This window comes from Sphingobium chungangianum (genome assembly GCF_977014255.1).
Genome location: NZ_CDRNIV010000006.1, coordinates 2,798,894 through 2,820,196, shown reverse-complemented (window position 1 = coordinate 2,820,196; position 21,303 = coordinate 2,798,894). Strand labels below are relative to the sequence as shown.

Here is a 21,303-nt window from a genome sequence, read left to right as displayed (position 1 = left end):
TTCCCCGCCCGACGGATGAAGCGGCGGCTGCCCAGCTTGCCCCTCTACCCCTCGCGGGCCTATAGGGCGCGCCATGACCAGCGAACCCTTCCGATCGCAACTGGCGGCCCTTGAAAAGCGCGGCCGCCTGCGCCGTCTGGTGCCGCGCGCCGGGCGCGACTTCGCCTCCAACGACTATCTGGGCTTGGCGTCCGATCCGCTGATCGGTCAGGCGGTGGCGGATGCGGTGGCGCGTGGCGTGCCCGTGGGATCGGGTGGCTCGCGCCTGCTGCGCGGTAATGCACCTGAGCATGAAGGGCTGGAGGCGAAGGCGGCTGCCTTCTTCCGGACACAGGCGGCGCTGTTTCTCGCCAATGGCTTTGCCGCCAACTGCGCCTTGTTTTCGACATTGCCGCAGCGTGGCGACCTGATCGTCGCGGACGAGCTGATCCACGCCAGCGTCCATGACGGCATCCGCCTGTCCAAGGCCGCCACTGTCTTTGCCCGACATAATGATGTGCAGAGTTTCGCCGACCTGATTACCGCTTGGCGCGAGGAAGGTGGCAAGGGCCGCATCTGGATCGCGGTCGAAACGCTTTATTCGATGGACGGCGACACGGCGTCGCTCGCTGATCTTGCAAAACTGGCCGCGCAGCATGACGGGATGCTGATCCTGGATGAAGCACATGGAACGGGCGTGTTCGGCCCCAGCGGCCGTGGTCTGTCCGCCGGGTTGGATGGGCTGCATAATGTGGTGACGCTCCACACCTGCGGCAAAGCCATGGGTGTGGAAGGTGCACTGATTTGCGGGCCGCAGATCATCATCGACTATCTGATCAACCGAGCGCGCGCCTTCATCTTTTCCACAGCGCCGTCGCCGCTGATGGCGGTGGCGGCGTCGGCTGCGCTCGACCGGATCGAGCAGGCGGATGACCTGCGCGCGCGGCTGAAGACCCTGTGCGTCGATGCCGCCGAAGTCATCTGCGCGCCACTGGGCTTGCCTGCGCCGCGCACCCACATCGTCCCCGTGCTGCTTGGCGAAGACCGGCGCACCATGGCCGCCGCCGCCGCGCTGCAGGAGGCAGGCTTCGACGTGCGCGGCATCCGGCCGCCGACGGTCCCGCCCGGCACCAGCCGCCTGCGCATCTCCCTGACATTGAATGTCGGCCGCGCCGATGTGGCGGCTCTTGGCGAAGAACTGCAAAGGGTGATGGCATGACGCGCTTCGTCGTCACCGGGACCGATACGGACATCGGCAAAACAGTCTTCGCTGCCGGGCTCGCGGACGCCCTTGGCGCTTATTATTGGAAGCCTGTTCAGGCGGGGATCGACCCCGAAGGCGACAAGGAAACGGTCGCACGGCTAGGCGGCATCCCCAATGCGCGCATCCTGCCGGAAGCCTACCGCCTTACCACGCCCGCCTCGCCCCATTTGGCGGCTCGCCTCGACGGGGTTGAAGTCCGCCTCGACAATCTCGCTTTGCCGCAAGTGGACGGCCCGTTGGTCGTCGAAGGCGCAGGCGGCGTGCTGGTGCCCGTCAGCGAAACCTTGCTGATGGCCGATCTCTTCGCCCATTGGCAGCTGCCGGTCATCCTATGTGCCCGCACCGCGCTCGGCACGATCAACCACAGCCTGCTCAGCATCGAAGCGCTGCGCAGCCGGGGCGTGCCGCTGGCGGGTATCGCTTTCATCGGCGATCCCCATGAGGAGAATGAGCGCATTATCCCCCAACTCGCCAGGGTGCCAAGCCTCGGCCGCCTCCCGCGCCTCGACCCGTTGGATGCCGCCAGCCTGAAGGCTGCTTTCGCCGAGAATATCCACTTGCCCTGAAGAGGGGCGCAGCCGCTTTTGCAGGATTTTCGACAAATGACATGGACTTGTCGCCCTGCGCCGGGTCAACTGCCATGATCGGATCAAGCAAGGGATGCTTCGATGAAAAATCTTTTGATGAGCGTCGCTGTTGGCGCTCTGCTGTTCGCCGCAAACACCGCGCAGGCTGACCAGGCGTCATCTGCCAAGCCGACCTATGGCAGCTACGGCTTTGACGAGAAGGGCATGGACCCGGCCGTCAAGCCGGGCGATGATTTCTACCTTCATGCTAATGGCGGCTGGGCCAAGGCCACGCTGATCCCTGCCGACAAGTCCAACTATGGCGCGTTCAACGTCCTTGACGACCTGTCGCGCGAACGCACCCGGGGCATATTGGAGGAGGCAAGGAAAGACCCCGCCAGCCGGATCGGTCTCGCCTATGCCAGCTATCTGGACGCCCCCACCGTGGAAGCGAAGGGCCTGACCCCCATCAGGCCCTGGCTCGCGAAGATCGCGGCGGTGAAGGACAAGGCAGGCTATGCTCGTCTCGCGGCGGAGGCTGCACGAGCCGGTATCGCAGGCCCGTTCACTTTCTATGTGGGACAGGATGACAAGGCGCCCGACACTTACATCCTGAACCTGCGCCAATCGGGCCTCGGCCTGCCGGATCGAGACTTCTATCTACAGCCCGACGAGAAGATGGCGGCAATCCGTACCGCCTATCTCGCGCATCTCGAACAGATGCTGACACTGGCGGGCGCGAGCGACGCAAAGGCGCGCGCCGCTGCCCTGATGGCGTTCGAAACGGAAGTGGCAAAAGTCCACTGGACCCAGGTCGATAGCCGCGAGGCCGACAAGACCTACAACCGAATGACGCTCGCCGATTTGCAGAAAGCCGCGCCCGGCTTCGACTTCCCGGCCTATTTCGCCGCCAACGGCCTGGAGCCAGAGGCGCTTATCGTCGCGCAGCCGACGGCGATCGCGGGCGAAGCAGCACTGATCGCGCGGACACCGATCGGCGTGCTGAAGGACGCCTTGCTGCTGCGCAGCCTCCACAGCTACGCCACTTATCTTCCCGATCGGATCGCCGACGCCGACTTCGCCTTTTACGGCACCACCCTGTCCGGCACGCCGCAGCGCGAAGATCGGTGGAAGCGCGCCGTTGGCTTCGTGAAAGAGGCGATGGGCGAGGAAGTCGGCAAAATCTATGTAGCCCGCTATTTCCCGCCGGAAACCAAGGCGGCAATGGACCAGCTCGTCAAAAATGTGATCGCCGCCATGGGCCGCCGCATCGATGGCCTCAGCTGGATGAGCGATGGCGCGAAGGCGAGGGCGCATAAGAAGCTGGCGGCCTTCACGCCCAAAATCGGCTATCCTGACAAATGGCGGGGCTATAGCGGGCTTGCAATCACCGCGGGCGACCTGTTCGGCAACGCGCTGCGGTCGAACCAATATGAATTCGACTATCAGATGGGAAAGCTCGGCAAGCCCATCTACCGCTGGGAATGGCAGATGACGCCGATGGAGATCAACGCCTATGCGGACTTCTCCATGGTCGAGATCGTCTTTCCGGCCGCCATCCTGCAACCGCCCTTCTTCGATCCCCATGCCGATCCGGCGGTGAATTATGGCGGCATTGGCGCTGTCATCGGCCACGAACTCAGCCACCATTTCGACGATCAGGGCGCGAAATATGATGAGACCGGCAAGCTCAATCAGTGGTGGAGCGATGCTGATGTCGCTGCCTTCAAGGCCCTGACCGGCAAGCTGATAAAGCAATATGACGCCTATGAGCCTTTTCCCGGCGCGCATGTGAAGGGTGATTTCACGTTGGGCGAAAATATCGGCGATCTGGCGGGCGTCGCGGTGGCGCTGGATGCCTATCATGCGTCGCTCGGCGGCAAGCCCGCGCCGGTGATCGACGGCACCACCGGGGACCAGCGCTTCTTCCTCGGCTGGGCGCAAGTATGGCGGCGCAATTATCGCGAGCCCAACTTGCGCCAGCGGCTGGTCACCGACCCGCATTCGCCGTCGCAATATCGGGCGGATACCGTGCGTAATTTCGATCAATGGTACGCCGCGTTCAACCCTACGCCCGGCAGCAAGCTCTATCTCGCGCCTCAGGATCGAGTGAGAATCTGGTGAAAAGATGAGGACCAGTAACGATTCTGCCCTGCGATGAACCGTGATGATGCGAGGGACGAGCCGCGCGACTCCCGGCCGTCGTCCCTCAAATCTCACGTTTCGCCGGAACACTCTTTAAACCTCGTGCGCTCTTCCACAGCTTTGAGACATCAAATCGCAAGGAGAAGCATGTTGACGGGTTTTCGTTCATCACTGGTTTTGAAGACGGCAATGGCATCGGTCGCTTTGTTGGCAGCGGCTCCAGTTCTGGCTCAGGGCGCCGCAACTCCGGCTACGCCCGCGACGCCTGCCACTCCGGCGGCGCCTTCGGCCGATGCGGGTAAATTTAGCGATGCTGATATCAAGCTGTTTGCGGCTGCTGCGGTCGAAGTGACCAAGATTCAGTCCGACACCAGCATCGCTGATGCGGAAAAACAACCCAAGATGCTCGCCGCGTTGCAGGCATCGGGCATCGCGCCGGAAAAATTCAATGAGATCGGCCAGGCTGCAGCCGCCGATCCTGCGTTACAGCAGCGTATCCAGGCCGCCGCGCCTGCGGCACCGGCGACACCAGCCGCCCCTGCTGCCCCGGCCACTCCGGCCAAGTAAGCGTAAGCGGCATAATATAAGGGAGGGTGCTTGGCCTGACGCTTGGGCTATTCTAAGCGTCTCGTCATGACCTCCCCTATATGGCACCCCTTCACCCAGCACGGCCTCAACGAACCCATCCCGCATGTCGTTCGTGCGGAAGGCTCCCTGTTGCATCTGGCAGATGGCGGCACGTTGATCGACGCCATCTCCAGTTGGTGGGTGACGACGCATGGCCACTGTCACCCCCGCATCGCCTCTGCCATCGCTCGGCAGGCTGGGCAGCTCGACCAGCTGATCTTCGCAAATTACACGCATGAGCCCGCCGAAGAGGTTGCGCGCGGCCTGATCGAACTCGCCCCCCGCGCGGAAGGGCGCGACCCGCTCGCCCATGTCTTCTTCTCCGACAGCGGATCGACCTCCGTCGAAGTCGCGCTGAAGATGGCACTCGGCTATTGGCACAATCGCGCGCTGGATGGTTTGTCCGCGCCCCGGCATCGCATCCTCGTTCTCGAACATGGCTATCATGGCGACACGATCGGCACGATGTCGGTCGGCGAGCGTGGCGTGTACAATGCCGCATGGACGCCCTTGCTGTTCGACGTTGGCACCATTCCCTTCCCTGCGCCGGGAACGGAGCAACAGACGCTCGACGCGCTGGAAGCGGCTTGCAAGGAGCATCCGGCGGCCTTCATCGTCGAACCTTTGGTGCTGGGTGCTGGCGGGATGCTGATCTACTCGCCTGCCATATTGCGGCAGATGGCGGAAATCTGCGCCCGACATGATGTTCTCTTCATTGCCGACGAAGTAATGACCGGCTGGGGCCGCACCGGCACAGTCTTCGCTTGCGAGCAGGCGGGCGTCGTGCCGGACATTATGGCCGTCGCCAAAGGGATCACCGGCGGCTCCGTCCCGCTTGCGGCGACGCTCGCGACGGCGCGCATATTCGACGCGCACAAGTCACAGGACCGGGCGCGGCTTTTCTACCATTCGTCCAGCTACACAGCGAATGCCATCTCCTGCGCGGCGGCGGCGGCCAACCTCGCCATCTGGCGCGAGGAGGATGTGCTCGGCCGCATCGCCGCGCTCGAACAGAATATGGCGGAGCGACTCGGCAAGCTGGCGCTTCATCCAGCCTTCACGAATGCCCGGCAGCTTGGCACGATCGTCGCGATTGACCTGATCGCGCCGGACGCAGGGTATCTGTCGGACCTCGCTCCCCGCCTGCGCGCCTTCTTCCTTGATCGGGGCATTTTGCTGCGTCCTTTGGGCAACAGCATCTACCTGATGCCGCCCTTTTGTACGGATGTGGATCAGCTTGATCACATCTTTGCGGCCTTGTCTGACGCGGGCGATGTATTTGGCGTGTCAGCCTGACTTTCATTTTCCGCATTTTGCCGCTATGGCGGCGCGATTTTTGGTTTCCCCAGGATATTATGGCAAAAGAAGAACTGCTTGAAATGCGCGGACAGGTTGTGGAGCTTCTCCCCAACGCCATGTTCCGCGTCCGGCTTGAAAATGATCACGAGATCCTTGGCCACACGGCGGGCAAGATGCGGAAAAACCGCATTCGCGTGCTGGTGGGCGACGAAGTGTTGGTCGAACTGACCCCCTACGACCTGACCAAGGGTCGGATCACTTACCGCTTCAAATAAGCCGCTTTTTCGATGCGGCTCATCCTTGCTTCGGCTTCTCCCAGACGGTGTGAACTTCTGGGTCAGATCGGCGTGCGTCCCGACGCTGTGGACCCCGCCAATCTTGATGAAACCCCTTTGAAAGGCGAATTGCCAGCCGCCTATGCCGCGCGCGTGGCCGGTGAAAAGGCTGCGTTGGTGGCTACCCGTCATCCCGGCGCGCTGGTGCTTTCCGGCGATACGGTCGTCGCGGCAGGCCGCCGCATCCTGCCCAAGGCAGAGACGGAGGGTGAAGCGCGAGCCTGTCTTTCGCTGCTCTCCGGCCGCCGTCACCGCGTGCTGAGCGCTATCACGCTCATCGATGGCGAGGGCAGGGCAAGGCATCGCCTTTCCACCAATATCGTTATCTTCAAACGTCTGGAGCGCGCCGAGATCGACGCCTATATCGCCAGCGAAGAATGGCACGGCAAGGCAGGCGGCTATGCGATTCAGGGCCGTGCCGCCGGGCTGATCCGCGCGATACAGGGCAGCCATAGCGCGATCATGGGCCTGCCCCTTTACGAAACCCGCGCGCTGCTGAAGGCAGCGGGCTACCCATTGGACTAGAGGGATGGCAAGGGAAATGGCACATTTCCCGGCTCGGCAATCCCGACCAACAGGAATATATTATGGCCGAATGGCTCTATGAAGAAGGGATTGGCGAGGCCCGCGCCGCGCTGATCGAAAAGGGCCGTTTGGTCGAGGCACAGATCGAGCGTGAGGGAGATGGCGCCCGCGCCGGTGCGGTCATGCAGGGCAAGCTCGTCCGGACCATCATCCCCAAGAAGCGCGGCATCGCCCGCCTGATCTCGGGCGAGGAAGTGCTGGTCGAACCAATCCCGCCAAAAACCGCAGAGGGTGCGACCGTTCTCCTCGAAATCCTGCGCGAAGCCATCCCGGAGGAAGGCCGCCCCAAGCTGGCCAAGGCCCGCATCGCCCAGCCGGGCTCCAAGGTGCATCCGGCTCCCAGCCTCCTCCAGCGCCTGCGCGCCACGGGCCTCCCCATCACCCCATGCCCGGCCCATGGCGAGGATCGCTTCGAAGCCCATGGCTGGAGCGAACTCATGGAAGAGGCGATGTCTGGTGAAATCGGCTCGGAGGAAGCGGCGCTCCGCATCTTCCCGACGCCCGCGATGATCCTGATCGACGTAGACGGATCGCTGCCGCCCGCGAAGCTCGGCCCCAAGGGCGCGAAACTGGCGGCGCAAGCGATCCGTCGCATGGGGCTGACCGGATCGATCGGCGTCGATCTGCCCACCATGAACAACAAGGATGAGCGCGCCGTCGCCTCCGCGCAGATCGACAAATATCTGCCGCTTCCTTTTGAGCGTACGGCGGTCAACGGCTTCGGCTTCGTCCAGGTCATCCGCCGCCGCGAGCGGATGAATCTCATGGAGTTGTTGCGGGCTGATCCGACCGAAACGGCGGCTCTCGCCTTGCTCCGCCGTGCCGAAAGGGAAGGCAATGGCGGGCCGGTGACGATCACCGCTGCGCCCTCCATCATCGACCGCCTTTACAAGGCGACCGACTGGTTGGAGCAGCTCGCCCGCCGACGCGGCGGCGCCGTCAGCTTGAAGGCGGACCCGGCCCTTGCCATATCGGCGGCCCATGTCGCCTAAATCCTCCTCCTGCCCGATCTGCGGCCAGCCAGCGCATCCCGACACGCGGCCCTTCTGCGGAAAGGCCTGCCGTGACCGTGACCTGCTGCAATGGCTGGGCGAAGGCTATCGCGTCCCCGGAACCCTCGCCGCCGACGAGATGAAAAAAAGCGACGATGATGGGGTGGACAACCCCCCGGATTGATGCCTATAGGCACGCCTCTCAACGCCGCCGGTGGTCCTCCCCGGCGCTCGTGCCCGGGTAGCTCAGTTGGTAGAGCATGCGACTGAAAATCGCAGTGTCGGCGGTTCGACTCCGTCCCCGGGCACCACTAACTCACTGAAAATAAAGATTTATTCTCGCGAATTGCCCGGAATTATGGTGACGCGTGTGAACTCTGTGAGTTTGCAGAAGTAGTTTTGGATGAGATGACGCCATCGGTACGTCTCCGCGTCGAGCGGGACGGGAATAGCGCCGCGCGCGACTGCTCATTCTTTACATCATGATCCGGAGCGCTGACCCAGAGAGCCGATAGTGGAACGGGGTCGAAGATATGCGCCCCGATCACCGACAATGCGACCCCGCTCGTTGCGCCGAGGAAGCTCGCCGCCGCCACACCCATTTCTGCCATGGTCGCCTCATGTTCCGGCGGAAGATTCACCATCCGGGACAGAAGCCTGACGCCGAACCAGCTCGCGCCAATCAGGGAAATTCCGGCCAGTCGCAGGCCCATATCCTGTTGTAAGCTTGTTTTCCTGGCCTGCATGTCGCCCTCCATCGTGGCGGCATGAGACTTACGGATGGGCGCATATGCTTTCGAGCGGCCGGATCTCCGATCGCCATAGTATTATCATAGCATTTGCAGGGCGGAGGCGGGGCGGGCCTAGAGCATCGTGCGCAAAAGTGGGAACCGGTTTTGCGCAAAAACGATGCGACAACAGTAACTAGAACGCGCGCCTTGCGTCCGATTTAACGCAGCGCGCTCTAATCCGCCATCAGTCGATAGCCGATGCCAAGTTCATTGACGATCATGGACGGGCGCGCGGGGTCCTTTTCCAGCTTCTGCCTCAAATTGCGCACGACGATTCGCAGATAGTCGATCCGGCGATCATGATCGTGCGGCCAGGCGGCTGCCAGAATTCGCTGATGCGTTACGACGCGGCCGGGGTGCATTGCCAACTGGGTGAGGACCTCAAACTCCTTGCGGGTCAGATGCACTTCCTCGCCGTCACGCATGATGCGCCGATTGGCGAGGTCGATTTCCACGAGGCCGGACTGAACCACGGGCGCGGCCCCTTGCGCCGCGACGCGCTCGCGCAGCGCGGCACGAAGGCGGGCCAGCACTTCCTCGCTATCGAAGGGCTTGGTGACATAGTCATGCGCGCCCAGATCGAGTGCGGCGACTTTTTGCTCGGTCGCTTCGCGGGCAGACACGACGATGATGGGCGCGGCTACCGCCGCCTTGAGCAACTGGACAATCTCCAACCCGTCGCGGTCGGGCAAGCCCAGGTCGAGGAGGATGGCATCGGGTTTAGTCCGCCGGGCTTCGTCCAGCGCTTGTGCCGCGTTCACCGCTTCGGCGACGTCATAGCCCGCCCGCGTCAACGTACCGTGCAACAGACGCCGGATATGCACCTCATCGTCTACGACGAGAATCCGCTGGCTGCTCATATATGCTGGTCCTGCTCCGTAGCGCGGGTGAGGAGGGATTCAGGGAAATGCAGGCTGAACCGGGCGCCTTTGCCATCTGGCCGATTGCCCGCATCCACATTCATGCCCATCGCCTCGGCGAAACCCTTCACGATGGCGAGGCCAAGACCAGTGCCGCTGACCGACCGATCGGACCCCTCCAGCCGCTTGAACGTCTCGAATACCTCCTTCTCCTGTCCGGTGGGAAGTCCTGGCCCCTCGTCCAGCACCGACAGGATGAGTTCGCTGCCGGAAAGTTCTGCGCGGATCGCGATCGGCGTGCCGGGGTCGCCATAGCGCCCGGCATTGTCGAGCAGGTTGAGCAGGCAATGGTGAAAAAGCTGGGCATCGACATTGACGAGCGGCAGGTCAGGGGGGACGTCAAGTTGGATCGGATGCCCCTCCAGCGATCGGCGCGTGTCATGGACGGCCCCGCCCACGGCGTCGGTCAGGTCCACCGGCTCGATATGCAGGCGCAGCGCTCCCGCCTCTACCCGCGCCATGTCGAGCAGGTTCGCCACGAAGCGATTGAGCCGCACGGCCTCGCTCTCGATCGTGTCGAGCAGGGGATCGCTGTTGCGCTGGCGCAACTCGGCCGCCGCGCCCAGGATCGCCGTCAGCGGTGTGCGCAGGTCATGGCTGACGGAGGATAGCAGCGCGGCGCGGAGCCGGTCGCGCTCGCGCACCTTGTCGACATCGCGCATCTCGCTTTCCAGGCGCAGCCGTTCGAGCGCGAGCGAAGTCTGGTCCAGCAGGCTGGTGAGCAGCGGAAGCTGGTCCGAACGGATAGGATCGCTGCCGTCGTCGCGCGCAAGGCCCATGACCGCCAGAATATGCTCTCCCGCGCGCAGCGGCTGAAACTGCCAGTCCGATGCCGCAAGGCTGCCCGTGCCACGCCCGGCGGGTTGGCCGGTGTCCAGCACCCACTGCGCGGCGGCCAGTTCCATCGTTTCCACATTGATGCCCGGTTCACTTGCGGCCTGGACGACCAAGCCCGTTCGATGCCGTTCCAGGATCAGCACGCGGAGTTTGAGCAGGCGCCCGATTTCCTGGCAGGCGGTCCTCCCCACTTCCTCCCGGTCGCCGAGCGCCGTCAGTTGCCGCAGATAGCCAGCGAGCGCGGCGTTGGTCCGCGCGCTGGAAGCGGCGAGGTCCGCCTGCGATCGAACGCGCGAGGTCAACTGGCTGGTCACGATCGCCACGCCCAGCAGGACGAAGATGGAAATGACATTTTCCGGATTGCTGATCGTCAGCGTGCCGGTGGGTGGCAGGAAGAAGAAATTATAGGCAAGGCTGGACACGATCCCGGCAAACAGCCCGGTGCGCAGGCCGAACAGGCTGGCGGCGACCATGACCGGCAGCAGATAGAGCAGGCCGACATTACCCAGGTTGAGGATGTGGAAAAGGGCCGATCCAAGGGCTGTCACGCCAGCGACCAGCAGCGCGGTCCAGAGATATCCCGCAGGCTTGCCCCAATGGTTCAATGGGCGTGCGCGCGCAGGGCTGGCCGGGGCGCTTTCATCCAGCGGCAGGACGTGGACCGCCACGCCCGGCGTTTCCCGCACCAACCGATCGACGATCGAGCCGTGCCGGAACTCGAACCAGCGCGATCGGATGGATTTGCCGACAACCAGCTGGGTCGCGCGCGCCTCGTCGGCGTAGCTTTTCAGGCCCTCGAATACCGTGGAGGCGGGCACCGTGGCGACCGTCGCGCCCAGACTGGATGCCAGGTTGAGCGCAGAGGCAATCCGGCGCATTTCCGCTTCGCCGAAATATTGCGCCCGGGGCGTTTCGATATGGACCGCGCTCCAAGGCGCGCGGGCGGCGTCGGATATGCGCTTGGCGGCGCGCACCAACGTCTCGGCGCCGGGCAGTTCGCTGACGGCAACCAATATGCGCTCGCTGCCTGCCCATGTACCGCCGAGCGCCTGAGCCCGAAGATCCTCGAGCATCTGCGTATCGACAGCCTGTGCGGCCCGGCGCAGCGCCAGTTCGCGGAGCGCCGACAGATTGGTCTTGGAAAAGAAATGGGCAAGGGCGCGGGTCGCCTCCTGCGGGAGATAGACCTTCCCCTCTTTCAGCCGCTCGATCAGTTCGGCGGGCGGAATATCGACGACCTCAATCTCTGCCTGTTCGAGGATGCCGTCGGGCACAGTTTCGCGCACGCGCACGCGGGTGAAGGAGGCAACGACGTCGTTCAGGCTCTCCACATGCTGGATGTTGAGTGTCGAATAGACGTCGATCCCGGCGTCAAGCAGTTCCTCGACATCCTGCCACCGCTTGGGATGACGGCTTTCCGGCGCATTGGTGTGGGCCAGTTCATCTACGAGCGCCAGCGCCGGTCGGCGCTCCAGCAGGCCGTCGATGTCCATCTCGGTCAGGACATGGCCCTGATAGTCGATGGATCGGCGCGGGAGAATCTCCAGCGCCTGCGTCAGCGCCTGCGTTTCGACACGGCCATGCGTCTCGACAACACCGACGACGACATCGACGCCCGCCTTCTGCCGAGCCGCGCCCTGCACCAGCATTTCATAGGTCTTGCCGACGCCGGGCGCCGCGCCCAGAAATATCTTCAGCCCGCCTCGACCCTCCTGCGCGGCGGCGCGCAGAAAGGCTTCCGGGGTAGGCCGATCCCGTTCGTTCAACGCGCGCTGCCGCCAAGCTGGTCAAGCTGCCGGTTCAGCGCCAGCACATTTACGCGCGCCTCGCCCACAAAGCCCAGCAATGGGCGTTCGACATGGCGGCTGACGAGATCGCGCACCAGCCGTTCGTCAAGCGCGCGAACGCGGGCGACACGGGACACCTGCGCCATGGCGGAAGCAGGCGACAGGTCGGGATCTAGGCCGGAGCCGCTGGTCGTAACAAGATCGGCCGGAACCGGTCCGGCAACACCCTCGGCGCGCCGCTTTTCCACATCGGCCTTCACCCGATCCGCCAGTGCTTTGGAAGTCGGGCCAAGGTTGGAACCAGCGGAGGCCAGGCCATCATAGCCCTTGCCCGCCGCCGAAGGACGCGTCTGGAAATAGCGGTCGGCGGTGAAGGCTTGTCCGATCAGCGTCGATCCTATCACCTGACCCCTGTCGTCGCGAATCAGGCTGCCATTGGCGGCGCGGGGGAAGATCGCTTGTCCAATACCCGTCATGGCGAGAGGATAGGCGATCCCGAGCAGAATGGCGAACAGGATCGTCATGACGATCGCCGGACGCAGCGAAGAAAGGATGTCCTTGCCCATCATATGTTCCTTTACGCGAGGTCGAGGCCGCCGACGATCATGTCGATGATCTTGATGCCGATGAACGGCGCCACCAGCCCGCCAAGGCCGTAGATCGCAAGGTTGCGCGCCAGCAGCGGACCGGCACCCATGGGCCGATACGTCACGCCTTTCAGCGCCAGCGGCACGAGCAGCGGAATGATGAGCGCGTTGAAGATGATGGCGGACAGGATCGCGCTTTGCGGCGTGGATAGGCCCATGACGTTCAGGACGCCGAGCCCCGGATAGAGCGCGACGAACATCGCCGGGATGATCGCGAAATATTTGGCGACGTCATTGGCGACCGAGAAGGTGGTGAGCGCCCCGCGCGTCATCAGCATCTGCTTGCCCAGACCCACCACCTCGATCAGCTTGGTCGGATCGCTGTCCAGGTCCACCATATTGCCCGCCTCGCGCGCGGCCTGCGTGCCGGTGTTCATCGCAACGCCGACATCGGCCTGTGCCAGCGCGGGCGCGTCGTTGGTGCCGTCGCCGCACATCGCCACCAGCTTGCCGCCTTGCTGCTCCCTGCGGATGAGGTCCAGCTTGTCCTCTGGCGTCGCCTGCGCGAGGAAGTCGTCCACGCCCGCCTCGGCCGCGATGGCGGCGGCGGTCAGCGGATTGTCGCCCGTGATCATAACGGTGCGGATGCCCATGCGGCGAAGCTCCGCGAACCGCTCCCGGATGCCCGCCTTGACGATGTCCTTGAGCGCGATGGCGCCCAGCAGCCGACCGTCCTGCGCGACCGCCAGCGGGGTCATGCCCGCCCGGGCGATCTCGTCGGTGATGCGCCGCAGTTCGGTCGCTGCGGCGGTCTCGTCCAGACCGGGATTGGCCTTCAGGATCGAGTCCACCGCTCCTTTCTGGATCAACGTTCCGCCCACCCTGACGCCGGAGATGCGTGTCTGGGCGGTGAAGGAGATAACCTCCGCATCCCAGGGCAGGGACGCTGTCCCGACGCCGAATTTCTCGCGCGCCAGCACTACGATGGAGCGTCCCTCCGGCGTTTCGTCGGCCAGGCTGGCGAGCAGGGCGGCTTCAGCCAACTGGCCCGGTTGGGCGCCGCCCACCGTCCGGAATTCGGACGCCTGCCGGTCGCCGATGGTGATCGTCCCGGTCTTGTCGAGCAGCAGCACGTCGATGTCCCCCGCCGCCTCCACCGCCCGGCCCGACTTGGCCAGCACATTGAAGCGCACCAGCCGGTCCATGCCCGCAATACCGATGGCCGACAGCAGGGCGGCGATGGTGGTGGGAATGAGCGTGATGAGCAGCGCCGCGAGAATGGCGACGGGGATCGCCCCACCGGCATAACTGGCAAAGCCCGGAACGGTGCCGACCGCGATCAGGAATATGATGGTAAGGCCGACAAGCAGGATGGTGAGCGCAATCTCGTTCGGCGTCTTCTGCCGCTCTGCGCCCTCGACCAGGGCGATCATCCGGTCGAGAAAGCCCTGCCCCGGATCGACGGTCACCCTGACCCTGATCTCGTCGGAAATGACGCGGGTGCCCGCCGTCACGGCAGAGCGATCGCCGCCTGCCTCGCGGATCACTGGCGCGGATTCCCCCGTGATGGCGGATTCATTGACGGAAGCGACGCCCTCGACCACTTCGCCATCTGCGGGGATCAGGTCTCCGGTGGTGACCAGCACGATGTCGCCTGCGCGCAACTGGCTGGCGGGGATTTCCTCGACCCGGCCGTTCTTCTCGCGCCGAGCGACCAGCTCCGCCTTGGTGGCGCGGAGAGACGCGGCCTGCGCCTTGCCGCGCCCTTCGGCCAGCGCCTCGGCAAAGGTGCCGAACAACACCGTCAGCCACAGCCATATGACGAGTTGAAGCTTGAAACCAACGCCCAGCGTATCGGTGCCGATGACGAGCAGGATCGTCAGCAGCGAGGCGACGCTTGCCGTCACGAACATCACCGGGTTGCGGATCAGTTGCCTGGGATGAAGCTTGAAAAAGGCGTCGCGGATCGCGGGTGCGATCAACTCGGCGGTGAACAGGGATTTGCTGGTTGCGCGAGCCATTGGGCGCCCCCCTTTTAGAAAAGTTGCCCGCGGATCATGGCGAGATGATCGGCGATGGGACCAAGCGCGAGGCTCGGCAGGAAAGTGAGACCGCCCACGATCAGGATGATCCCGACGAGCAGCCCGACCCAAAGGCCGCCGGTCGTGGGAAAAGACCCGGCGCTCTCGGGCGTATGCCTCTTCGCGGCGAGGCTGCCCGCGATTGCCAACATGGGCACGATGACGAAGAAGCGCCCCAGCCACATCGCCACGCCCAACAGCGCGTTGTAAAAGGGCGTGCCCGCCGTCAGCCCGGCAAAGGCGGACCCGTTATTGCCGGTGGCCGAAGTATAGGCGTAGAGGATTTCGCTAAATCCGTGCGGTCCCTTGTTGAGCGGCCCGGCTAGTCCGGCAGGCAACACCGCGCTGACCGCCGTCAGGCCGAGGATGCAGAGCGGCAGGATGGCGATGGCGAGCACCGCCAGCTTCACCTCCCGCGCCTCGATCTTCTTGCCGACATATTCCGGTGTCCTGCCGACCATCAGCCCCGCGACGAACACGGCGAGGATGGCGAACAGCAGGAACCCGTATATGCCCGCGCCGACGCCGCCGATGACGACTTCCCCCAGCTGTATGTTGAACAAGGGGATCATGCCGCCCAGCGCGGTGAAACTGTCATGCATGGCGTTGACCGCGCCGCAGCTCGCCGCCGTGGTGACGACCGAGAAAAGGGCGGAGGCGGCGATGCCGAACCGGACTTCCTTGCCCTCCATATTGCCACCGGCAACACCAAGATTGTGAAGAACGGGATTGCCCGCCGCCTCCTGCCAGTAAGTGACGGCCACGCCCAGGAGGAACAAAAACGTCATGGCCGACAATATCGCCCAGCCCTGCCGGGTGTTGCCAACGGCCTTGCCGAAGCACCAGGTAAGACCGAAGCCGATCACGAATATGGACAGCATCTGGATCAGGTTGGTGAGCGCGGTCGGATTTTCGAACGGGTGCGCCGAATTCGCATTGAAAAAGCCGCCGCCATTCGTGCCCAGCATCTTGATCGCTTCCTGGGAGGCAACCGGGCCAAGCGCGATAACCTGCTTTGCGCCTTCCAGCGTGGTCACATTGACCGAAGCGGCCATGGTTTGCGGCACGCCCGAAGCGACCAAGTAAACGCCGTAAACCAGACTGATCGGCAGCAGTAGGTAGAGGATGACGCGGGTCACGTCCGCCCAGAAATTGCCGATGCTTGCTGCCTCGCGCCGGGCGAACCCGCGGAAAAAGGCGAAGGCAAGCGCGATGCCGGTCGCCGCTGACAGGAAATTGTGCAGCGTCAGCCCCAGCATCTGGGAAAGGTTGGACATGGCCGCCTCGCCCGAATACCATTGCCAATTGGTGTTGGTGGCAAAGCTGATCGCGGTGTTGAACGCGCCATCGGCGCCAATCCCTGCGTAGCCAAGGCCGTTGAGTGGCAGCACCCCCTGCAACTGCAATACGGCATAGGTGAAGATCAATCCCGCGAAGTTGAACAGCAGCATATGCGCCGCATAACGGCGCCAGCTCTGCTCCTCGTCGGGATTGATGCCGGACAGCTTGTAGAAGCCGGTTTCGATCGGCCCGAGCACGGCATGAAGGGGCGTCCGGCGGCCTTCATAGAGCGCGAACAGCCAGAGGCCCATCGGCTTGGTCAGCGCCAGCAATATGCCCACGAAAGCGAATATCAGGATCCAGCCCTGGATAGTCATGGTCCGGGCTCCTCGTCAGAAGCGTTCGGGGCGAATGAGCACCGCCACCAGATACAGAAGAAGGCCGATCGCCGTGATCGCCGCGAGAGTGAGGTCAAGCGTCATCCCCGCCCCCCTCACGCCTGATCGCACAGGCGGACATAAGCCAGCGTTGCCGCCAGCAGCCCGGCCAGTGCGCCAATCCAGAGCAGGTCCTGCATCATCACGCTCCTTCCCCCGGCGCTGGCGCGGCCGAACGGCGGGGCAGGCACTCAAATGCTGCGGTTCTGGTCATGTCCGATCTTCCCCAAATACGCGCCACCCGGTCGGCGGCGATTCGTGAGGGGTTGCAGATATGATGGGCCGCCATTTCTTATCGAGATCGAGAAGTGGCGATCTTCATAGTATTTGCATAGGGTAGCGTCCTGTTCTCACAGGGACGGGAGGCGCTTACCGGGCCAAGCAAGCGATCAGCGCAGGTCCCGGGGCGGCGTTCTTCGCCAGTCAAAACCTTGCACTTGGAGAAAACCCCGCCGGGCGGGAAGGCATAAGGCTGAATACCGAAGGGAGCGCCTCGCGGAGGAATCTGCGGCTGGCTTCTTTCACATTCGGCGCACGGATATCCTTGACGGCAATCCCGGGACATCCGAACTCCGAGCATTACTGCGAAAGACGCTGCTAAAATCTTCGAAAATCTGGAGCGGGCGAAGGGATTCGAACCCTCGACCCCAACCTTGGCAAGGTTGTGCTCTACCCCTGAGCTACGCCCGCTCTGGCGGCCGGAGGAAGTCCCTCTCGGCGGGTGAGGCGGGCAACTAGCAGCGGTTGGGGAGGTCGGCAAGGGAGAATTTGGCCCCGGCCCAAATTTATCCCGCTGGCGGACTTTTGGGCGGGGGCAGAAGGACTGCGCTTGGCTGTGGAAGGTGCTCGCCCTATCTGGGCGGTGCCGCATCTTTTCTGACCGTGGCGGATCATCCGGGAATATGCTTCGTATTGGCTACGGCAGGAGGAAGGACGATATGGCGCCAGATGATCTGACTCGTCGTGCCGTGTTGCAAGGCGGGGGCGCGGCGATGGCGGTTCCGGCCGTGGCGGACGCGAAAACCGGGGCGATGCGCGTGCCCGAATTTAACGAGGGAAGACACATGACTACCGTGGAGCTGACCGTGAACGGCCGTCAGGTGCATCTGCAACTCGATCCGCGCACGACATTGCTGGACGCCCTGCGTGAGCATCTGCACCTCACCGGCACCAAGAAGGGCTGCGACCATGGTCAGTGCGGCGCCTGCACGGTGATTGTCGAGGGTCAGCGGATCAACAGCTGCCTCACGCTGGCCGTCATGCATGAAGGCGAAACAGTCACGACGATCGAGGGGCTCGGCACGCCGGAAAAGCTCCATCCGATGCAGCGGGCCTTCATCACGCATGACGGATATCAATGCGGTTACTGCACGCCCGGACAAATCTGTTCCGCCGTCGCCGTGCTGGGCGAGATCAAGGCGGGTATTCCCAGCCACGTGACCGATGATCTGGAGCAGGTGGTTCCGTCGGACGCGGAATTGCGCGAGCGGATGAGCGGCAATATCTGCCGATGCGCCGCCTATCCCAACATCATCGCCGCCGTTCGTGATGTCGCCGGGGAGGAAAAGGCATGAGGCCATTCACCTACAGCCGAGCCGCCAGCGTCGAAGATGCCGTGAAAGCCGCTGCGGATACGAAAGGGACGCGCTTCATCGCAGGCGGCACCAATTTGCTCGACCTCATGAAGCTGCAGATCGAAACACCCTCGCATCTGATCGACGTCAATCATCTCGGCCTCGATCGGATCGAGCGGACGGCCGAGGGCGGCTTACGGATCGGGGCGATGGTCCGCAACACGGCACTTGCGGCGGACAAAATGGTTCGGCGCGACTATGCAGTGCTCAGCCGTGCGCTGCTTGCGGGCGCATCGGGCCAATTGCGCAACAAGGCAACGACTGCCGGAAACCTGCTCCAGCGCACCCGCTGCCCCTATTTTTACGACATACGCATGCCCTGCAACAAAAGGAAACCGGGCAGCGGATGTGGAGCATTGAAGGGGATCAGCCGCAGTCTGGCGATCATCGGCACCAGCGACGCCTGCATCGCGCAGCATCCTTCCGACATGGCCGTGGCGATGCGCGTGCTGGATGCGACGGTGGATACGGTGGCCCCGGACGGGACGCGCCGCTCCATTCCCATAGCGGATTTTCACCTGCTGCCGGGGGATACGCCGCATGTCGAACATGCGCTGCAACCGGGCGAACTCATAACGTCCGTAACCCTGCCCCGGCCGATTGGCGGCACCCATGTCTATCGCAAGGTGCGGGATCGCCATTCCTATGCCTTTGCCCTTGTTTCCGTGGCGGCAGTGTTCGACGGGGATGGAGGCGCCCGCTTCGCTTTTGGCGGTATCGCGCCCAAGCCATGGCGCGTCGCGGCGGCTGATGCGGCGGCTAAGGCTGGTCCGGCTGCGGTCGCTGAAGCCGCGTTGGCAGGCGCACGGCCCACCGATCAGAACGCGTTCAAGCAGCAACTGACCGCCAGGACGCTGGCATCCCTCTTCCGCCAGAAGGAGGCGCGGCCATGAAGTTCGACAAGCCAGCCACGACAAATCCCATCGATCGCGGCCGCGTGGTCGGGATTGCGCATGATCGCATCGACGGGGCGGCAAAGGTTACCGGCACCGCGCCCTACGCCTATGAACGGCACGATGCCGCGCCCCATGCCGCCTATGGCTGGATTGTCGGATCGGCAATCGCAAAGGGCAAGATTGAGGCCATGGACCTGCGCGCCGCTCAAGCGGCACCCGGCGTTCTGGCTATCGTCACGCATCAAAATGCCGGGCCGCTGGCAAAGGGCGGGAGGAATACCGCTCATCTGCTGGGCGGACCCGTGATCGAACATTATGATCAGGCAGTGGCTTTGATCGTCGCCGATACGTTCGAAAATGCCCGCGACGCCGCCAGGCTGCTGCGCATCGATTACAGCCCGAAAAAAGGGCGTTACGATCTCGCTACCGAACGCGGGAATGCCATCGTGCCGGAAGAGGGGTTTGGCGGCCCGGCCGACACGCGCGCGGGGGATTTCGACGCGGGTTTCGCCAGCGCGGCGGTAAAGATCGACCGGAGCTACACGACGCCCGACCAAAGCCATGCGATGATGGAACCCCATGCGACCACGGCTGCATGGAATGGCGATCAGCTGACCTTGTGGACATCCAACCAGATGGTCGCCTGGACCGTCGAGGACATGGCGGCCACGCTGAAGATTCCGAAGGAAAACGTCCGGGTCGTCTCCCCCTATATCGGCGGTGGCTTTGGCGCGAAGCTGTTCCTGCGCGCCGACGCATTGCTGGCGGCTCTGGGCGCACGGATGGCGGGTCGGCCGGTCAAGGTGGCCCTCGCCCGGCCGCAGGTGCCCAACAACACCACCCACCGCGCCGCGACCATTCAGCGTATTCGCATCGGTGCGGACAAGGATGGCGTCATCGACGCGATCGCCCATGAAGTCTGGTCCGGCGACTTGCCCGGCGGTGGTCCGGAGGTCGCGGCGCAACAGACGCGCCTGCTTTATCGGGGTGCCAATCGGCTGACCGCGCACCGGCTGGCGGTATTGGACCTGCCCGAAGCCAATGCGATGCGCGCGCCAGGCGAAGCCGTCGGCCTGCTGGCGCTGGAAGTCGCCATGGACGAACTGGCCGAAGCCTGCGACATTGACCCGGTCGAGCTGCGCATCCGTAATGATGTGCAATATGATCCGGAAGCAGGACCGCAGCGCCCCTTTTCCAGCCGCAAGTTCGTCGAATGCCTGCGTCAGGGCGCGGAGCGGTTCGGATGGGAGAAGCGTCATCCGCAGCCCGGCCAGATACGGGACGGCCGCTGGCTGATCGGCATGGGCATGGCCGCCGCTTTCCGCAACAATCTCGTCGCGCCCTCCGGCGCACGGGTCGGCGTGGACCGGCGCGGCCATGTCATTGTGGAAACCGACATGACGGACATCGGCACCGGCAGCTACACCATCCTCGCCCAGACGGCGGCGGAAATGCTGGGCGTGCCGATCGAAGCGGTTACGGTGCGTCTGGGCGACAGTCGCTTCCCCATATCGGCTGGATCGGGCGGCCAGTTCGGCGCGAACAGCGCAACCGCAGGACTTTATGCTGCCTGCGTTGCTTTGCGAGCCAAGCTGGCCGCCAAGGCTGGCTTCCCGGCGGACGACGTCATTTTCGAAGACGGGCTGGTGCGATTTGGCAATCAGTCGCAGCCCATCGGCAGTCTCGCGGAAGAGGGCGGCCTGTGGGCGGAGGATCGGATCACCTTCGGCAAATTGACCAAAGACTATGCGCAGGCGACCTTCGGAGCGCATTTCTGCGAAGTCGGGGTAGACATCGACACGGCCGAAGTACGGGTCAGGCGAATGGGCGGGGCGTTCGCGGCGGGCCGCATCCTCAATCCAAAATCGGCCCGCAGCCAGGTCATCGGCGCCATGACGATGGGTGTTGGCGCGGCATTGATGGAGGAGCTGCATGTCGACACGCGATTTGGCTTCTTCGTCAATCATGACATGGCGGAATATGTGGTCCCCGTGCATGCCGACATCCCCGAACAGGATGTACTTTTCCTTGATGAACTGGACGACAAATCCTCTCCGATGAAGGCCAAGGGCGTGGGCGAACTCGGCATCTGCGGTGCTGGCGCAGCGGTTGCCAATGCCATCTATAACGCCACGGGAATCCGCCTGCGCGACTATCCGCTCACCATCGACAAGCTGCTGGCCGGGCGGGAAGGGTCGGCGCTGGCCTGACGCCGCACGCCGGGCGGCGTCGTTGTCAGGGGCAGGGCGCACCGCTATCA

At 63.8% G+C, this 21,303-nt stretch carries 19 protein-coding genes and 2 tRNA genes; 13 read left to right on the top strand and 8 right to left on the bottom strand.

All coding sequences use genetic code 11. The features are described 5' to 3' along the window. Positions 1-73: 73 nt before the first annotated feature. The 10 genes from ACWNC0_RS20980 (at position 74) to ACWNC0_RS20935 (ending at position 8,103) form a co-directional block, all read left to right on the top strand. Positions 74-1,198 carry an 8-amino-7-oxononanoate synthase gene (locus ACWNC0_RS20980; protein ID WP_449474387.1) on the top strand — a complete coding sequence of 375 codons (1,125 nt, stop codon included), beginning with the start codon at positions 74-76 and terminating at the stop codon, positions 1,196-1,198. Next, positions 1,195-1,809, top strand: coding sequence for a dethiobiotin synthase (bioD, locus tag ACWNC0_RS20975; protein ID WP_449474386.1), 615 nt, complete (start codon positions 1,195-1,197; stop codon positions 1,807-1,809). The genes ACWNC0_RS20980 and bioD overlap by 4 nt, the downstream gene beginning before the upstream one ends. Before the next feature lie 102 nt (positions 1,810-1,911). Further along, positions 1,912-3,933: a M13 family metallopeptidase gene (locus tag ACWNC0_RS20970; protein ID WP_449474385.1), complete on the top strand. Its 2,022-nt coding sequence runs from the start codon at positions 1,912-1,914 to the stop codon at positions 3,931-3,933. Positions 3,934-4,101: 168 nt separating this feature from the next. Further along, positions 4,102-4,521 (top strand): DUF4168 domain-containing protein, encoded by a 420-nt coding sequence (locus ACWNC0_RS20965; RefSeq protein ID WP_449474691.1) that lies wholly within the window; start codon positions 4,102-4,104, stop codon positions 4,519-4,521. Between the two features lie 66 nt (positions 4,522-4,587). Further along, a complete protein-coding gene (locus ACWNC0_RS20960; RefSeq protein WP_449474384.1) occupies positions 4,588-5,877 on the top strand; it encodes an adenosylmethionine--8-amino-7-oxononanoate transaminase in 1,290 nt (429 codons plus the stop codon). Positions 5,878-5,936: 59 nt separating this feature from the next. Continuing rightward, positions 5,937-6,155 carry a translation initiation factor IF-1 gene (gene infA, locus ACWNC0_RS20955; RefSeq protein ID WP_003049127.1) on the top strand — a complete coding sequence of 73 codons (219 nt, stop codon included), beginning with the start codon at positions 5,937-5,939 and terminating at the stop codon, positions 6,153-6,155. A gap of 12 nt (positions 6,156-6,167) precedes the next feature. Beyond that, a complete protein-coding gene (locus ACWNC0_RS20950) occupies positions 6,168-6,740 on the top strand; it encodes a Maf family protein (protein WP_449474383.1) in 573 nt (190 codons plus the stop codon). A 62-nt stretch (positions 6,741-6,802) separates the two neighbouring features. Beyond that, positions 6,803-7,792 (top strand): ribonuclease, encoded by a 990-nt coding sequence (locus tag ACWNC0_RS20945; RefSeq protein ID WP_449474382.1) that lies wholly within the window; start codon positions 6,803-6,805, stop codon positions 7,790-7,792. Continuing rightward, a complete protein-coding gene (locus tag ACWNC0_RS20940; protein WP_449474381.1) occupies positions 7,782-7,976 on the top strand; it encodes a DNA gyrase inhibitor YacG in 195 nt (64 codons plus the stop codon). Before ACWNC0_RS20945 ends, ACWNC0_RS20940 begins: the two co-directional genes overlap by 11 nt. 51 nt (positions 7,977-8,027) lie before the next feature. Then, positions 8,028-8,103: transfer RNA gene (locus ACWNC0_RS20935), tRNA-Phe, on the top strand. A 45-nt stretch (positions 8,104-8,148) separates the two neighbouring features. Here ACWNC0_RS20935 and ACWNC0_RS20930 read toward each other — a convergent pair. The 8 genes from ACWNC0_RS20930 to ACWNC0_RS20895 form a co-directional block, all read right to left on the bottom strand. Next, the gene (locus tag ACWNC0_RS20930) at positions 8,149-8,538 is read right to left on the bottom strand and encodes a hypothetical protein (protein ID WP_449474380.1); all 390 of its coding nucleotides are present in this window, start codon (positions 8,536-8,538) and stop codon (positions 8,149-8,151) included. 218 nt (positions 8,539-8,756) lie between these two features. After that, a complete protein-coding gene (locus ACWNC0_RS20925) occupies positions 8,757-9,443 on the bottom strand; it encodes a response regulator (RefSeq protein WP_449474379.1) in 687 nt (228 codons plus the stop codon). Further along, entirely contained in the window at positions 9,440-12,106 is a 2,667-nt protein-coding gene (locus ACWNC0_RS20920) for a DUF4118 domain-containing protein (RefSeq protein ID WP_449474378.1), read from the bottom strand. The genes ACWNC0_RS20925 and ACWNC0_RS20920 overlap by 4 nt, the downstream gene beginning before the upstream one ends. Then, complete coding sequence (kdpC, locus tag ACWNC0_RS20915) at positions 12,103-12,693, bottom strand: potassium-transporting ATPase subunit KdpC (RefSeq protein WP_449474690.1); 591 nt, start codon at positions 12,691-12,693, stop codon at positions 12,103-12,105. The genes ACWNC0_RS20920 and kdpC overlap by 4 nt, the downstream gene beginning before the upstream one ends. 11 nt (positions 12,694-12,704) lie before the next feature. Next, positions 12,705-14,735, bottom strand: a complete 2,031-nt coding sequence (gene kdpB / locus ACWNC0_RS20910) for a potassium-transporting ATPase subunit KdpB (RefSeq protein WP_449474377.1) — start codon at positions 14,733-14,735, stop codon at positions 12,705-12,707. Between the two features lie 14 nt (positions 14,736-14,749). Further along, positions 14,750-16,453, bottom strand: coding sequence for a potassium-transporting ATPase subunit KdpA (gene kdpA, locus ACWNC0_RS20905; RefSeq protein ID WP_449474376.1), 1,704 nt, complete (start codon positions 16,451-16,453; stop codon positions 14,750-14,752). A 15-nt stretch (positions 16,454-16,468) separates the two neighbouring features. Next, complete coding sequence (gene kdpF, locus ACWNC0_RS20900; RefSeq protein WP_449474375.1) at positions 16,469-16,558, bottom strand: K(+)-transporting ATPase subunit F; 90 nt, start codon at positions 16,556-16,558, stop codon at positions 16,469-16,471. Positions 16,559-17,128: 570 nt separating this feature from the next. Then, a tRNA-Gly gene (locus tag ACWNC0_RS20895) sits at positions 17,129-17,203 on the bottom strand. Between the two features lie 248 nt (positions 17,204-17,451). Here ACWNC0_RS20895 and paoA point away from each other — a divergent pair. From paoA to paoC, 3 genes are read left to right on the top strand one after another with little or no spacing between them, the layout of a single operon-like run. After that, positions 17,452-18,087 (top strand): aldehyde dehydrogenase iron-sulfur subunit PaoA, encoded by a 636-nt coding sequence (gene paoA / locus ACWNC0_RS20890; protein ID WP_449474374.1) that lies wholly within the window; start codon positions 17,452-17,454, stop codon positions 18,085-18,087. Further along, the gene (locus tag ACWNC0_RS20885) at positions 18,084-19,040 is read left to right on the top strand and encodes an FAD binding domain-containing protein (protein WP_449474373.1); all 957 of its coding nucleotides are present in this window, start codon (positions 18,084-18,086) and stop codon (positions 19,038-19,040) included. Before paoA ends, ACWNC0_RS20885 begins: the two co-directional genes overlap by 4 nt. Then, the gene (paoC, locus tag ACWNC0_RS20880; protein WP_449474372.1) at positions 19,037-21,253 is read left to right on the top strand and encodes an aldehyde oxidoreductase molybdenum-binding subunit PaoC; all 2,217 of its coding nucleotides are present in this window, start codon (positions 19,037-19,039) and stop codon (positions 21,251-21,253) included. The genes ACWNC0_RS20885 and paoC overlap by 4 nt, the downstream gene beginning before the upstream one ends. Positions 21,254-21,303 lie beyond the last annotated feature (50 nt).